At 45.9% G+C, this 15401-nt stretch carries 12 protein-coding genes; 3 read left to right on the top strand and 9 right to left on the bottom strand.

Annotated features, from left to right (window positions below; genetic code table 11):
• Positions 1 to 410 precede the first annotated feature (410 nt).
• From BUR09_RS05380 to ahbB, 8 genes are all read right to left on the bottom strand, one after another.
• The gene (locus tag BUR09_RS05380; RefSeq protein ID WP_074215934.1) at positions 411 to 965 is read right to left on the bottom strand and encodes an acetate uptake transporter; all 555 of its coding nucleotides are present in this window, start codon (positions 963 to 965) and stop codon (positions 411 to 413) included.
• Between the two features lie 293 nt (positions 966 to 1258).
• Entirely contained in the window at positions 1259 to 4744 is a 3486-nt protein-coding gene (locus BUR09_RS05375) for a midas domain-containing protein (RefSeq protein WP_074215933.1), read from the bottom strand.
• Between the two features lie 486 nt (positions 4745 to 5230).
• Positions 5231 to 5629 carry a cytochrome c3 family protein gene (locus tag BUR09_RS05370; RefSeq protein ID WP_074215932.1) on the bottom strand — a complete coding sequence of 133 codons (399 nt, stop codon included), beginning with the start codon at positions 5627 to 5629 and terminating at the stop codon, positions 5231 to 5233.
• Between the two features lie 186 nt (positions 5630 to 5815).
• Positions 5816 to 6232, bottom strand: coding sequence for a cytochrome c3 family protein (locus BUR09_RS05365; RefSeq protein ID WP_074215931.1), 417 nt, complete (start codon positions 6230 to 6232; stop codon positions 5816 to 5818).
• Between the two features lie 16 nt (positions 6233 to 6248).
• Complete coding sequence (cobJ, locus tag BUR09_RS05360) at positions 6249 to 6998, bottom strand: precorrin-3B C(17)-methyltransferase (RefSeq protein ID WP_074215930.1); 750 nt, start codon at positions 6996 to 6998, stop codon at positions 6249 to 6251.
• Positions 6998 to 8056 (bottom strand): cobalt-precorrin 5A hydrolase, encoded by a 1059-nt coding sequence (locus BUR09_RS05355; protein WP_074215929.1) that lies wholly within the window; start codon positions 8054 to 8056, stop codon positions 6998 to 7000. Before BUR09_RS05355 ends, cobJ begins: the two co-directional genes overlap by 1 nt.
• 262 nt (positions 8057 to 8318) lie before the next feature.
• Positions 8319 to 9587 (bottom strand): glutamate-1-semialdehyde 2,1-aminomutase, encoded by a 1269-nt coding sequence (gene hemL / locus BUR09_RS05350; protein WP_074215928.1) that lies wholly within the window; start codon positions 9585 to 9587, stop codon positions 8319 to 8321.
• A gap of 74 nt (positions 9588 to 9661) precedes the next feature.
• Complete coding sequence (ahbB, locus tag BUR09_RS05345) at positions 9662 to 10141, bottom strand: siroheme decarboxylase subunit beta (protein ID WP_074215927.1); 480 nt, start codon at positions 10139 to 10141, stop codon at positions 9662 to 9664.
• Between the two features lie 389 nt (positions 10142 to 10530).
• On the opposite strand from ahbB, the gene BUR09_RS05340 reads away from it, so the two are divergent.
• Entirely contained in the window at positions 10531 to 11523 is a 993-nt protein-coding gene (locus tag BUR09_RS05340) for an NAD(P)H-dependent glycerol-3-phosphate dehydrogenase (RefSeq protein ID WP_074215926.1), read from the top strand.
• A 291-nt stretch (positions 11524 to 11814) separates the two neighbouring features.
• Here BUR09_RS05340 and BUR09_RS05335 read toward each other — a convergent pair whose 3' ends face one another.
• Positions 11815 to 12120: a Dabb family protein gene (locus tag BUR09_RS05335; RefSeq protein ID WP_074215925.1), complete on the bottom strand. Its 306-nt coding sequence runs from the start codon at positions 12118 to 12120 to the stop codon at positions 11815 to 11817.
• A gap of 200 nt (positions 12121 to 12320) precedes the next feature.
• Between BUR09_RS05335 and BUR09_RS05330 the strand changes: the two genes are divergently transcribed.
• Together BUR09_RS05330 and aroE are read left to right on the top strand one after the other, a co-directional pair.
• Complete coding sequence (locus BUR09_RS05330) at positions 12321 to 14057, top strand: AMP-binding protein (protein WP_074215924.1); 1737 nt, start codon at positions 12321 to 12323, stop codon at positions 14055 to 14057.
• A gap of 412 nt (positions 14058 to 14469) precedes the next feature.
• A complete protein-coding gene (gene aroE / locus BUR09_RS05325) occupies positions 14470 to 15288 on the top strand; it encodes a shikimate dehydrogenase (protein WP_074215923.1) in 819 nt (272 codons plus the stop codon).
• Positions 15289 to 15401 lie beyond the last annotated feature (113 nt).

Here is a 15401-nt window from a genome sequence, read left to right as displayed (position 1 = left end):
GCTACATTTTCGCTTTCACCGTGCAATACAATGAAAACGGTGCAACAAACAAATCAATCCGTTTTCATTTTTTGCCTTATATGGTGGTTTTAAAACTTTTGCAACTATGGTGTGAATATGAAGCTAAGATCTGTGATAAGCGCCGCTTACACTAAGGCTAGATTTAAAAAAGGGCACTGGTCAAAACGCCTCAAAACAGCGTTTCATATCAATGAAAACGGTTACATTTTCAATTAAAAAAAGATAACACATTCCTCTTGCCTTACCCCACAAAAAAAAGATCGGAAAAGCTATGCTTTTCCGATCTTAAATATTTCACTTTGTCCTGACAGTGAAATTATCTGCCCGATAGCTGTGCTTATCAAACAGAAACTGACAAGAGGTAACGCAACCCCTTTCAAACAGAAAGACTAGCCGATTGGCAGTACCACTCTGTCATAAACTTCATTAAGAACTTCTGCCATTGCAAGGTAGATTGCGGACATACCACATACGATACCTTCGTAACCTGCGATGGTTCCTACGAGAGCAGAACCAGTGAAGTCACGGATTGCAAGCAAGAAGAAGAGAAGAGTAAGGGAACCAAAAATGAACTTAATGCAGAAATTACCTTTAAGTGTTCCAAGGAAAAGGAAAAAGGTGAGAAGACCCCACATTGCAAGATAGCAGCCCATGTACGCATGCGGAGTTGCATCTGCCCAGCCAAGCTTAGGCATAATAATGAGAGCCACCAAGGAAATCCAGAAAAGACCATAAGAGGTAAACGCAGTTGTACCGAATGTGTTGCCTTTTTTGAATTCCATTACGCCAGCGATTACCTGAGCGATACCGCCGTAAAAAATACCCATAGCAAGGATCATTGAAGAAATTGGAAAAAATCCTGCATTGTGAATGTTCAACAACACTGTGGTCATACCAAAGCCCATGAGACCGAGTGGTGCTGGATTCGCTAAATTATCACGCATCAACCTACTCCTGATAATAAAAAATCGTACGCCCTGAATTAAGGCTGTTTGAACGAACAGCTAAGCTATATTCCTTGGAACTTCAAGCCAAATTACACCGTTTGTTGCTAAATGACATGCCTTTCCAAAGAAAGCTGAACGCTTACACCCATCACCATAGTCACAAAAAAAGGCTGCAACCATGCAACTCTTTATAGCAAGAGTCGCATGGATTGCAGCACCACCCTTTTTGTACGAGGTTATGGGCAGACTATTGTTACAATCACGTTACAATTATGTTACAGATTTGTTACCTAGGAAAAATCCTCAGCCAACAAGGCCTTAAGTTCTTCCCGAATAACCTGAGCTGCAGACTTCGCCGCAGACTGTTCTATTGTCCCTTTAATTTGCCCTTCGATCCGGTTACCCATTGATTCAATCATCATTTCAGTTCGAACCTCAACAGCATTCAAAACACGCGCCATCAATGGGCCATCCAGATTAAAAGCATCATCAATTGCTTCTTTCATAACCTCTTTATCCACAGCTGCAGGCTGTGAAGCTGCAAAAGATTCCTGCATAACAACGACGTTCTGTAATGTGCTTTCCAAATAGTAAATACGCTCTGTAAGCTCTGCAAACTCTTCAGGTGTCATGGCTGGCACCGGCGGAACATCATACGAATCGTCATGCTGAACAGCTGAACTTACTGCCGGAGTGGTATCCAGCATCTCCATTGAGGAATCCGCAAAATCTGGAGCAGCTACACTAGACTCGCGCATAAGATCTTCAAGACTTGCATTAGGCGGAACAGGTGCAGCGTTTTCATTAATATCGACCATGTCCAGTTCTGGTGCGTCCTCTTCTTCAGGAGCTTCAACAGGCTCCGGCTGAAGATCTGCAAAAGATTCCAGATCTGCCATAGCTTCCTGCTCAAGCTCAGCCATTGGAACCTCCTGTTCCACGGCATCCATAGCTTCAGAGACAGGATCGCTATCTTCTGCCACCTGTCCAAACGGCTCTGCAAGTTCCTCTGGAGCTGCAAAAACAGGCTCATCTACGTTATCATGAAGTGCAGCTCCTGCAGTAGGGTCTGACAGATCAAGATGTTCTGGAGCAACTACCTCTGGCTCTGCTGCAAGTTCTTGCGATGATTCAATAGATGGCTCAGCCATCATCGAAACATCTTCAGAAATCGGCTCTTCAACAGGTGCTTCAAAGGACAAATCCTGCTCACCTTCTGGAACTTCTTCCATTACAGACTCTGGCGCATCAGCATCAGAGAATAACGTATCAATGTCGTCATGTGTAAACTCAGCCGGTTCTACAGCTGGTTGAAGATCATCTTCAGTTACATCACCCACAACGTCACCGCCAAGTGGCTCTTCGCCTAAAATTCTATCAAGGGTTGAATCCAAATCTTCTTCTAAAGACGTCGGTTCGCCAAGCAGCTCTGCCTCTGGTTCTACTGTAGGCCCTTCTATAGATTGAACCTCAGTCATTGGCTCTGATTCAGGTGATTCAGCTACAGCTATTTCCGGTTCAACGACATCTGACTCAAAATCCAATCCTACCGCATCCTGAAGTACATCTTCGACAGGCGTTGCAAAAAGTTCATCAACAGGGTCTTCTGAATCAGCTTCCATCACAGGCTCGAGTGCTTCCTGCTCATCAAGAAGAGAATCCAATTCATCAAGAATAGATTCAAACTCATCAGCGGAACCTAACGGAGAGGCGTCTTCCTGCGTATCTGGGGCATCAGAAACACCCAATGTGTCATCATTAAGCAACGCATCAAGCTCAGCAGTTAACTCGTCTTCTACAATCGGAGACGCTGCGTCAACTTCAGGAGCTGTTTCCGAAGTCTCTGCAACTCCAAGTAGATCGTCTTCAAGAAGTGCATCAAGATCAAGGTCATCTTCCGGAAATTCTCCCGTATTCACAGGCTCTGCAGAAAGAAGTGCGTCTTTAGTCAACTCAGCTGGTTCAGGCTCGACTACTTCCTGTTCAGGCTCTAATACAGGCTCAACTTGCGGCTCTGAAGAAATTGGCGCTGCAGGTTCTGCTGCAACCATTTCAAGATCATCAAGAAGCGCATCAAGATCAAGGTCGTCATCCTGAACTTCTGAATTGCTCTCTGACTCTACAGAGAGAGTTACCTCTTCGATCTCCTCTGCAGGTTCAGGCACAACACCTACCGGTTCAGGCTCTAATACAGGCTCAACTTGCGGCTCTGAAGGAATAGGCGTTGCAGGTTCTGCTGCAGCCATTTCAAGATCATCAAGAAGTGCATCGATTTCAGCATCAAACATAGAGCCATCAACAGGAGCGACAGGCTCTTTAATTTCCGGCACAACAGCTTCCACTGGAGAATCCGGTTCAAAAGCCACTTCCGGTGCAATTTCTGCTTCCGGTTCGACTACAGGTTCCTGCACTGCTTCAACCACTGTTTGTGCACCATCATTTTCATCAAGCTCACTAAGGAGGAAGCCAATGTCATCCATCTCAACTTCTTCTGACTCAAGTGTGGTGCCGTCTGCAGCGGTTAAATCGGTACGCGGTGCCTGTGCAGGCTCATCATCAACTTTAAGGAGTTCATCAAGGTCAGCAAGATCAAAATCGCCCTGGGCCTCCTGTGCAGGAGAAGGAGTATCATCACTGGACTCGTTTAAAATACCGTCGATGTCGAATGGATCCTCTAACGAAACATCTTCGACAGGAGTTGACTTAGCTGGCGCGGCTGGTGAAACAACTGGCTGCGGTTCCGGTTCAACTGACGCCTCGACTGGCGCTTCGCCAAGTTCAAAATCTAAGTCTGCAAACAGGTCATCTACATCGGTATTATTAATATCTGCGATGTTTTTTTCTGTTGCTGGAGCAGGTTCCGGAGCAGACTGAACCTTAAGCTCTTGAACCTGCTTTGTGTCTGGCTCATCCAGATCAAAATCCAGTCCTAAATCTCCTAAAAGATCATCATCTGCTCCACCCTGCGGAGCGGATGGGGCAGATTTCGGCTTTGGTACTGGATCTTCTACAGGTGCTGTCTCAAAATCAAAATCTGCAAATAGATCATCAAGATCATCAGCTGGCTGCACTTTTGGTTCTTCAGCAGGAGCGAGGTGTGCTGGTTCTGCCGGAGCTTCGCCCAATTCAAAGTCTAAATCTGCAAAAAGGTCATCAACGTCTGCAGCATTCACGTCTGCAATGTTGGCTTCCGTAGCAGCAAGGGGTTCCGAAGCCACTGCCTGAGGCTGCGGAGCAGGTTCTGCAACAACGGATTCTGGTGTAGCAGGATTCATGGACATTGAGGATAAATCTTCATCAAAATCAGGTTGGCGGACAGGCTCTTTTTTAGAAGCAGGTGACTCTGAAAATTCATTAAGCAAGTCTTCAAAATCAGCGTCAAACCCTACAGAGGAGTCCTTTGCATCAACAGAATCAAGAAGATCGTCCAAATCGGATTCAAAAGACGGAGCAGAGTCAACTGCACTGCCACCTGATTGTGTCGGGGCGGACATTTCCGGCGCTAAATCTGCCAGTAAATCTTCTGCGGCAGGCTCATTCTTCGGTGTGTCTGCAAAAAGATCAGCAGATTGCTCTACTGGCTGTGAGCTAGAATCAGCAGAGTCCGCAAGCTCTGAAAAATCGGTAGTATTAAAAAGGTCTTCCAGTTCACTTTCAAAATCAACAGTACCCGCAGGGCTGGCAGGGATGGTGTTATTAGCCGCCGGGTCAGGCGGAGTACCCATCTCTACAATTTCTGTTAGATCGATAATTCCATTCTTTGTATTATCGGACATGACACACCTTTAAATTCGGTTAGGCAGTTTTAAACACAAACGCGTAGTGCACTAATGTATGCAAATAAACATATCACAACATACATTATTTCATGAAATTAACCATACATTACTGCATAAAGCAAGATTCGAAGCTGCTATTCATACCGCACAAAACAGCATGACTCCCTAATTTTGCTTCTTCATACGCTACGTTATATGCATGATATTTTTTTGCTGCATTAGCCATGCGAGACCCAAGAGGATCTAGCATGACAGAACACCATATTCGTGCAGTAATGTAGACACTGCTATGAACGCATAGACACCTATGCATAACTTAGTGTGGCGACACATCTTCCTGTGTAAATTACACACTCCAAAGCTCATCGGTCCTCACACATGTTTCCATTAGGTATGGCGCGGAATATCACTGATTATACCTTTGCTCCACAAAAAAAGACCGCCTTTTCAGGCGGTCTTTATACTCGTCAACAAAAGCTCACTCTAGGAGTGACACTTGGATTTTTTACAACCAGTGAGAGCTTTTTTCTGAGCTTTATCTTTGCCAGCAACTTCTTTGTGACAAGATACACAGGTTGCAATACCGGACTTACCAGGTTTTTTATCGTGAACGATTTTGTAGTAAGAACCAGCTTTCTTTTTGTCTGCTTTAGCTGCTGAGTGACAGCCAGCGGTAGCACATTTCTGGTAGTTTTCTTTACCATTTACAGGGTGGTGACACTCTTCACATTTGTAGTCAGTGTGAGTTGCGTGGTTAAACATAACCGGCTTTTTGGTTGCTTCCATCTTAACTGGTTCGGATGGAGCATCAACAGCGTAAGCAACCATAGCAAAAGCAACACAAAGCACTGCAGCCATAGCGAGTACCATTACTCTTTTCATGACAGTACAACCTCCTTCACAAGGCATGTTATGATTTTCACATTAGGCTATATTGTACCTCTATTACACTGTCAAGCAAACGCGACCTACTCAGTAGTAATCACACGACATTCCCTGAACACAAGGAAAAGACAGCAAGGCGACAGTGTATAATGTGCATTGTTTGCCTGCTCAATCCATACTGTGCTATTTTACAGTATGACATTCCTTACACGAAGTTGGACCTGCAGGCTTTCCTTCTTTCTTAAGAGCCTTATGACATCCATTACAACTTACTTTGCTGTTCGCATGGAATGCTCTTTTGAAATAAGCCATAGACTTACGCTCTTCAGATGAAGTCGGGTTGCCAAGATCATGACACCCTTTAGATGAACAGGTGTAAACGTCAGGTTTTTCCTTAAGCATGTGGTGACAGGCTTCACACTGCAACGCCGCATGCTTAGCATGTTGAAACGCTACCCTCGGTTTTTTAAGATTAGCTCCAGCTGGCACACCGATAACAATAGGTTCTTTCGGCGCTTCATGAGCCGCAGCAATACAGATAGCTGCAAAAAATAACGATATTACCAACGGAACAGAAGGAATTAGGTAGCGATGTAACATAACGTTTTCCCAAAAGTTATTTACGATACTTTTTCAGGTAACCACGGGGGGTTACGATGTTCTGACCTATCATTCGAGTCGTAGAATTGCCTATTATTATTGTAGAAAGCATATCTACTTGTTCAATGTCAAAGGAATTTAAGGAAAACACTTTTACTTCCTGTTCCTTACGATAAGCAGACTTCACCAGCCCCACCGGAGTACCGGCATCTCGCACGGTTCCGACAATTTCAAGCGCCTTACCAATCTGCCAATCTCTACGCTTGGATTTCGGATTGTACAACACTATCACGAAATCTGCTTCGGCAGCAGCCTTCAAACGCTTTTCTATAATGTCCCATTCAGTCAATAAGTCAGAAAGACTGATGACTGCAAAGTCATGCATCAACGGTGCCCCGAGAAGTGCAGAAGCAGCAGAAAGCGCTGGAATACCTGCAACAACTTCTATTTCGAGCGTATCAAGATGCTCTTCAGCAAGTTCGTAAATCAGACCGGACATGGCATAAATTCCAGGATCACCGGAACACACAACAACTGTGCTCTTGCCGCTCAAAGCAATCTCAATAGCCTTTTCACAGCGTGCCATCTCACCCATCATACCTGTTGAAACAAGCTCTTTACCTTCTTTCAACTCTTCCGGAACCAAATCTACGTATAACGTGTATCCGACAATAACATCGGCATCTGTAATCGCTTTTTGCGCTTGCGGAGTAAGCAACGCGCTATCGCCGGGACCAAGTCCGACCACCTTCAATGAAGAACCCATTATATCTCCAACGCAACAGCGCAGGTAACGCCATCACCTTTTTCTTTCTCTACAACCAACCGAGCCTCATGTTTAAGCGAAGCACAATGAAGTGCCGCAGCCTCCGCCACACTTTTCGTACCGACAGCCTGCATTGGAGCGTCGGAAGGATTGGGAACATCTACACCGTCTAGAACATCCGCGGCAAACGTAACAAAAGGAACACCTAGCGCTTCAGCAGCTTCAATAATGCCCTCCTCTTCCATTTTTGCATTAACCGAGGCTAGATACGCAATGCTCTCAATTGCCAAATCATGCTTCTCGAACGTAGTCCGGATAACCCCGAGTACCGTCTCCTTGGCTACACCACGCTTAGCGCCTATGCCCACACACAGCACCTTGGGATGCAACAACAATGTCTTTTCTTCCGGCTCAATCAATTCTGCACTACGCCAGGAAACAACGACACTCGGTCCATCTTCTTCTGCAAACGGAACCAGTTCTGCCGGAGTAAAAAGCTCAGCCAATTGTCCATGTTTCAAGCCCAGCACATCCGCAGGGTCATCAAGAACGACCTTTTCACCCGCCAGCAACGCGCCATTAACATGCTTCACTGCATCAATGTTATAAATCGCGCAACCGGCTTCAACAGCGACCATATCCAATGAAGGCAGCTTTTCTGAATCGGTAGCCGTAGTGATTACCGCTACGCCACCTATTAGCTGCGCCACTACTTTTGCAAGCTCATTAGCCCCGCCAAGATGGCCGGAAAGCAGGCTTATTACGTGCTGTCCATTCTGATCCATCACAACAACAGCAGGATCAACATCTTTGCTCACCAGATGCGGCGCAATAGCACGGACGGCAATACCCGCAGCGGTAATGAACACATGAGACGAAAAGTCGTTGAAAACCTCGGAAACGCACTCACGCAGGCTCTCAAAACCAACCTCTTGCACAATCGGGTTTGTGTCGACCATGCGCATTGGTACAAAAACACTGCCACCAAGTGCGCAAGCAATACTGCGCGCCAATGCCACCCCCTTGGGGGTAACTGCAAATACGGCTAGGTTGTTCATATCTTCTGCCTCCGGTGGCCCGTTTCACTATCGTTATTCGCAACCGAGCCACGCTTGAAGCTTGCAGGCTCACGTGACTTAGCCTTCTCACCTTACCACAACAACAAAGGGTGGAGCGACTAGCACTCCACCCTTCGTAATATACTCTTTCGTTATTTTCTAGCTTGGAACTACTAACTTACAACGTAGTTGAGACACGTCCCTCTCGCAGAGAGACAAAAAAACTCTCAACATTGCGGCAGACAATCTCAAGCTAATAAAATTAGAACTTCACGTTGCGGGCAGCTTCGAGAGCTTTCTCGAAGTGCTCATCAGTGTGTGCGAAGGAAACCATTGCAGCCTCAAGACCAAGGGAAGCAAGGTATACGCCCTGAGCACGCATCTGCTGATAGAACGAAGCGTACATCTTCGCATTACAAGCTTTCGCCTGATCGAAGTGTGTCACTTTCTCGCTGGTGAAGAACATAGTGAACATGGATGCAAGGGTGTTGTAAGTTACGTCTACACCTTTGGAAGCAATAATTGCGTGCAATTCTTTAGCAAACGCTGCAACGCGAGCTTCGAGAGCATCGTAATCTGCATTCTGAAGCACTTTAAGCGTAGCGATACCTGCAGCCATTACAACCGGGTTGCCGGAGTTAGTACCAGCCTGGAAAATATTACCAGTTGGTGCTACGCGATCCATAATTTCACGCTTACCGCCGTATGCACCTACTGGCATACCGCCACCGATGATTTTACCAAGGGTGGTAAGGTCTGGAGTAACGCCGAAACGAGCCTGCGCGCCACCGTAAGAAAGACGGAAGCCAGTAATTACTTCGTCGAAGATAAGAAGTGCGCCGTACTGGTCACAAACTTCGCGAAGACCTTCGAGGAAGCCTTCTACTGGAGGAATCAGACCCATGTTACCAGCAGTTGGCTCTACGATAATACACGCAATTTCGTCGCCGTTTGCTTCAAACTGCTTACGAACTGCTTCGATATCGTTGTAAGGAACAAGTAAGGTATCCTGAACAGTACCCGCTGGAACACCAGGAGTACCTGGAATTGCAAGATCTGCAAAACCGGAACCTGCAGCTGCGAGGAACGGATCGCCATGACCATGGTAGTTACCAGTAAATTTGATGAACTTGTTACGGCCAGTGTAACCGCGAGCAAGACGTAAAGCTGTCATGGTTGCTTCAGTACCGGAGCTCACCATGCGCACCATGTCTACGCCAGGCATAGCATCAATGATCATCTGAGCGAGTTCAACTTCGCCAAGGCAAGGTGCACCAAAACAGGCGCTGTTTGCAGCAGATTCCTGAATTGCTTTGGTTACGTCCGGATGAGCGTGACCAAGCAACATTGGTCCCCAACCTTCAACAAAGTCGATGTACTCTTTGCCGTCCTCGGTAGTAAGAATTGCGCCTTCACCTTTTTTGATAAAAAGCGGTTCACATTCAACGCTGAGACAAGCACGGATAGGGCTGTTTACGCCACCAGGCATAAGATCCTTAGCACGTGCGTATAATTCACTGGAGCGTTCCATACGGTTCTCCCTCTTGGATGGTATAAAATAAAAGCTGAAACCTAGCAGGTTACACTGGTTTCATGCTGGAAAATCTAAAAGTAGGTCATGGAGGTTTTTTTAAGCTCTTTCAGAGAGGTGAGCACAGCAAATTCATCCAGCTCAGTCGATCTGCGAAGCTCTTCAATTACTTCCATGTATTCGTCTTCGTGACGACCATGAATCATCGTAAAAAGATTGTACTTCCACTCTGGATGAGTGGTCGGGCGATGGTAGCAATGGGATATAAGTTGATGTTTGGCAGCGATTTTGCCCATTTCATCAATAATGTTCTCATCTACAATCCATGCAACCATTGCATTATGATTAAATCCAGCTTTCTGGTGCTTTAAGCTCGCACCAAAGCGACGGATAGTGCCTTCGTCTTTCATAAGCTGCAGCAGATTAAGAACTGTTTCTTCATCTGTACCTACTTCTTCCGCAATATCAGCGTATGGAGTAGCGCTATCTGGAAGGTTGGCTTGCACAATATGCAAAATCTTTTTTTCGACTTCCGTAAACTCGGTCTTCGCCATGGTACATCCTCGCGTTCCTTTTTTATTTCACCCAGTGGTGATACCTGTTAGCACCGCACGTTGCAACCGCTAATCATTCGTTAATTACGCATCCACAACCTTCAGTAAACAAAGGACTCTTTATGCTTCTCACCATCCTCAAAGCATACTGATTCCGCAAATAGTTGCCGCACCGCATGCGAAAAAAACATACAAAGCCCGTATGTGTTTTTCTGTCGTTTAACGGACATCACATTTTTAATCTAAAAATTTCTTACTAGTAAAAACTAGCCTTGTGACTTGCCAAACGTTACGATACAGGATGCTTGAAACAAAAATGTAACCGTATACATTTTTTTCATTGAAGTTTTCTCAACCATTCCATCTAGATTAATTTTCTGGAGTACTACATGAACGTTACCGTAATCGGTGGTGGAAGCTGGGGCACAGCCCTCGCCCAGCTACTTGCCGAAAAGGGATATCAAGTACCGCTTCTCGTGCGTGACCCAAAACAGGCAGAAGCTATTAACAGCACACGGGAAAACGCAAAATACTTACCTAATGTGCCACTCCACAAGAACATAACTGCAACAGCCGACCCTAACGCTGCGCTCTCAGGCTCACGCCATATTGTATTCTCCGTACCATGTCAGGTATTCCGCAGCACACTGAAAAAACTTGAGCCGCTCATTGAAGAAGACACCGTCATCATTTGTACCAACAAAGGATTGGAGCTCGACACCGGAAAAACAGTCTCAGAAGTTGTGACAGAGGAACTCGGTCACAAAAAACCGGTCTTTGCCATGCTTTCCGGCCCTTCCTTTGCCGCAGAAGTAGTTCGCGGTATGCCTACAGCAGTAGTATTAGGCTGTAGCGATGCAAGATGTGGTAAAGACTTGCGCGAAATGTTCTCCAACGAAAACTTCCGGGCGTATTCCTCCACAGACGTCCTTGGCGTTGAACTAGGCGGAGCATTTAAAAACGTCATCGCTATTGCCGCAGGAATGTCAGACGGCCTGAAATTCGGGGCAAATGCACGAGCAGCCCTCATCACACGAGGTCTTGCAGAAATGTCCCGCCTTGGCGTTGCCATGGGAGCCAAAGCAGAAACCTTTATGGGACTCTCCGGCATGGGTGATCTCGTATTAACCTGCACTGGCGACCTTTCCCGAAACAGACAGGTCGGTCTCAAGCTTGGTCAGGGCAAAACCATGGCTGAAATCCTCGAAGAAATGCAGCAAGTGGCAGAGGGCGTAAAAACCACAACCGCAGTACACCAACTCGCACAGCGCTTGAATGTTGAACTCCCAATCACCGCCACCATGCACGCCATTATCCATGACGGTAAAAATCCGCATGACGCATGGCGCGAACTCATGAAACGCGAGCTTAGAGAAGAGTAAAAAAAAGTTGCGCTTGCCTCCGGAAGCCAACGAACCTGTTTCATTATCGCTATCTGTAATCTTTCATACCTCAAAAACAGCTACTGCTGTTGAAACAAGGTCCTCTGGACTCTCATAAAACTTTTAACTGCGAGCTAAACACTTTTTTACCTAGCCTTGCGGTATACGCTCCACAACCTTTCTTCAAAAACAAAAGGGCTGTCCTACCTAAGCAGGACAGCCCTCTTTTTACTCTTCACGTTAGCGAATTAAAGCCACATAAAACGTTGCGGCAACGCCAACGGCACATAATTACACTACAAAATCGATAGCTTTGCGGCTTGAGATAACCTTTTTGATAAAATCAACGCACTCAAGATGAAGCGGATGGTTTGCGTAGTCTGCGAGACCTGCTTCATCATCATGGCTGGAAAGAAGAATTACCTGCACATCTTCAGTCGTTGTGCTGGCAAATTCCATAGAAACATCAAGCGTTTTAAGGGAAGGAATTTTACCATCAAGATCGCGGAGTATTGCAACCATTTTTGATGCGTTATCTGCTGCGGATGCGCCTTCTGCCTCTTCTTTAAGAGTAAACCAAACGATATGTTTAATCATGAGATTATCCTTTCTGTAAGATAGTGTTGTACTCATTTTTTCTTATGCCCAAAGGACTAAAAAGGTCAATTGACATACGGACACAGACTGCCGGAAAGCCGTTGCCAGCGTTGCAGACTTACCAATCTTCGCGTACAGACAATTCGTTTAGCAGTGAACAGTATTCATTGTGCTTAATGGATGATTTTTACGGAGCGCCCATGTACCCACTTACGACATATACCCTTACGGCAGTACTCGAACGCAGTGCTGACTTGTTTCCAGATCAACCGGCACTTTCAAATGTTGGCGAAGCCCCGATTACTTACAAAGAGTTTGCAACTGCCGTTCAAGGGTTGCAGGGACTACTTGTTAAGCACGGAATCACAGCCGGAGACAAAGTTGCCATCTTAAGTGAAAGTACACCGAACTGGGGCATTGCATATTTTGCAATTACCGCCATGGGCGCAGTGGCTGTTCCAATCCTTCCAGATTTCCATCCGGATGCCGTACATCACATTATCCGTCATTCCGAAGCTTCTGCTGTTATTGTTTCCCAAAAACTGTTCAGCAAGGTTGAAGACGGCCAATATGACACCCCACCCACTCTGTTCCTGATGGAAACATTCACAGCCGTTGCATTTGATGAAGAGCCGCAGAAGCTGAAAGAATTAAAAAATGCTGGATTACGCGAATTCCGCTCCATTATGGACAAAGCGCGTGACCTGACACAAAAATTTATTGAACGCGAGCATGCAGACAAAATCAAAGGCACTGTCAGCTTGTTTTCAGCCGGCAACACAGTCTCTCCAGAAGATGTTGCTGCAATCATCTACACATCCGGCACCACAGGGCATTCAAAAGGCGTGGTGCTTACACATGAAAACATCGTATCAAACGCATATGCTGTACGCACCATTGTAGAAGTAGGTCCCGGAGACAGACTACTCTCCATCCTGCCACTTTCTCATACCTACGAATGTACTCTGGGCTTAATTTTGCCGTTAATGAACGGCGCTCATATCAACTACATGAGCAAGCCGCCTACAGCCCGAGCGTTACTGCCTGCAATGGCTCAAGTAAAGCCAACGGTTATGCTGTCCGTTCCGCTTGTTATTGAGAAAATTTTTAAAGCTGCAATCCTGCCCAAGCTTACGAGCAGCTGGGCAAAACGACTACTATACAAAATTGCACGCCCTAAAATGCATGCTCTTGCCGGTAAAAAATTACTGGCAACATTCGGCGGAAGCCTACGTGTTTTCTGTATTGGTGGCGCAGCCATTGCGCCGGAAGTTGAGCGTTTTCTGAAGGAAGCAAACTTCCCGTATGCTATCGGGTATGGTCTCACAGAAACCAGTCCGCTGCTGGCAGGAACAGGTCCAGCATACACCCGCCTGACCTCTACAGGATACAAGCTGCAAGGTATTGAACTAAAAATCGACAACCCGCATCCTGAAACAGGTGAAGGTGAAATTCTCGCAAAAGGCCCTAATATTATGCGAGAATACTACAAAGCTCCTGAGATTACTAAGTCTGTATTCACGAAAGACGGTTGGTTCCGAACCGGCGATCTCGGGAAATTTGATAACGATGACTACCTCTACATCCGTGGCCGCCTCAAAAACGTTATTGTCGGGCCAAGCGGTGAAAATATCTATCCTGAAGAACTTGAAGGCATAATTATGCAGTCCCCTTGGGTACTGGAAACCATTGTGTACGAACAGGATAGAAAACTTATCGCACGTATTCACCTGGATAGAACCAAAATAGACGACGAATTCGGTTCGCTGCATGCTGCCAAACTTGAAGAAAAGGTACTGAAGCTGCTTGAAGAAATCCGCAACGATGTTAACAGCAAAGTTGCCGGTTTCTCCCGCATTATGAAGGTCATTGAACAAACTGAACCGTTTGAAAAAACACCAACCCAAAAAATTAAACGCTACCTATATGTCGATTAAGCAATTCGATTAGAGGGGTAAACTTCGCCAGTTCAAATTTTTTGCACAGAACCCTTGCCAATAGCGGAAGCATCTTCCGGGGTAAAAAATCCTTTACGCTACAGTATTGCACGCAAAAACGACAAAACACTCTTACCGTTTGATTTTGCAGTATTTTTAAAAAATACAACATATACACAACTATTGGCACACAGGTTGCTAAGATAACAGTACCTTCTTTCTTTCACATGTATTTCATGGTGAGGGGTGGCTCCCCAAACCCATATTTCCTAAGCGGAGTGTCTGGTCGACACTTCGCTTTTTTTGTTCTCCACAACACTTCCTGCCCTGTACCTTCAGTTTTTTCTTGGCTACACTCTATTGCACACAGAAAAAAACAATGCACAACCTGCTGCTCTCAGAAGGAAAGACAATGACAGCTCAGAAAAAACTGTACGGAATCATCGGACACCCCTTAGGCCACACCATGAGTCCAGCACTGCACAATAGCGGATTCAATAAATACTCCCTTAATTCAGTGTACATGGCATTCCCGACCCCACCGGAAAAGCTACCTGAATTCATGGAAAATTTCCGTTCTCTGCCTATGTACGGGGCCAGTGTTACGATTCCCCACAAAGAAGCTGTCATAGAATATGTAGACAAGATCACGCCACGCGCTACGACTGTGGGTGCTGTGAACACCCTCTACTGGGAAGATGATACCCTTGTAGGTGACAACACAGACGTTATCGGCTTCATGGCACCTCTTAAAGGTAAAAAACTTGCGTCTACCAAAGCGCTGGTACTTGGTGCGGGAGGCGCAGCAAAGGCTGTTCTGGCAGGATTGCAGGAGTTGTGCATCAATGATGTCACTATTTGTAACCGAACCCTGGAACGAGCCGAAAAACTCGCAGCACAGTTTTCTGTTAAATCCGTTGCGTGGGATGAGCGAGGCTCTGTTGAAGCTAATTTAGTTATCAATACAACTCCAATGGGAATGTCTGGTGAACAAGTAAACGAGACGCCTTTCACTGCAGACATGTTCACCGAAAGCGGTATTGCATATGATCTGGTCTACAACCCTCTTGAAACTGTTTTTCTTCGAACCGCAAAAGAAACAGGTTGGGAAACTATAGACGGCCTGCATATGTTCGCCGCACAAGGGGCAGAGCAGTTCAGACTCTGGACGGGTAAAGAACTCCCGATCGAACATATCCGTAAACTCATATCCAACCTTCTGCACCTCTAGCTTTCTCACCGCACAAAATTAGCACATAACAAAGGGTAGAGTCTGGGAACTCTACCCTTTGTTTTTTCAATCAATTTCCTGCTATACAGGTGCAGCTCAACCAACTGCTCTTT

This window comes from Halodesulfovibrio marinisediminis DSM 17456 (assembly GCF_900129975.1).
GTDB classification, from domain to species: Bacteria; Desulfobacterota; Desulfovibrionia; order Desulfovibrionales; family Desulfovibrionaceae; genus Halodesulfovibrio; species Halodesulfovibrio marinisediminis.
The sequence above is the reverse complement of the archived record's forward strand: the minus strand, read 5'-3'. Positions and strand labels throughout refer to the sequence as shown.

Coding starts and splice junctions, on each gene's coding strand:
- hemL (WP_074215928.1), bottom strand. CDS start 9,587: ATGGAACGCTCCAGTGAATTATACGCACGTGCTAAGGATCTTATGCCT.
- aroE (WP_074215923.1), top strand. CDS start 14,470: ATGACAGCTCAGAAAAAACTGTACGGAATCATCGGACACCCCTTAGGC.
- ahbB (WP_074215927.1), bottom strand. CDS start 10,141: ATGGCGAAGACCGAGTTTACGGAAGTCGAAAAAAAGATTTTGCATATT.
- BUR09_RS05380 (WP_074215934.1), bottom strand. CDS start 965: ATGCGTGATAATTTAGCGAATCCAGCACCACTCGGTCTCATGGGCTTT.
- BUR09_RS05375 (WP_074215933.1), bottom strand. CDS start 4,744: ATGTCCGATAATACAAAGAATGGAATTATCGATCTAACAGAAATTGTA.
- BUR09_RS05355 (WP_074215929.1), bottom strand. CDS start 8,056: ATGAACAACCTAGCCGTATTTGCAGTTACCCCCAAGGGGGTGGCATTG.
- BUR09_RS05335 (WP_074215925.1), bottom strand. CDS start 12,120: ATGATTAAACATATCGTTTGGTTTACTCTTAAAGAAGAGGCAGAAGGC.
- BUR09_RS05340 (WP_074215926.1), top strand. CDS start 10,531: ATGAACGTTACCGTAATCGGTGGTGGAAGCTGGGGCACAGCCCTCGCC.
- BUR09_RS05330 (WP_074215924.1), top strand. CDS start 12,321: ATGTACCCACTTACGACATATACCCTTACGGCAGTACTCGAACGCAGT.
- BUR09_RS05365 (WP_074215931.1), bottom strand. CDS start 6,232: ATGTTACATCGCTACCTAATTCCTTCTGTTCCGTTGGTAATATCGTTA.
- BUR09_RS05370 (WP_074215932.1), bottom strand. CDS start 5,629: ATGAAAAGAGTAATGGTACTCGCTATGGCTGCAGTGCTTTGTGTTGCT.
- cobJ (WP_074215930.1), bottom strand. CDS start 6,998: ATGGGTTCTTCATTGAAGGTGGTCGGACTTGGTCCCGGCGATAGCGCG.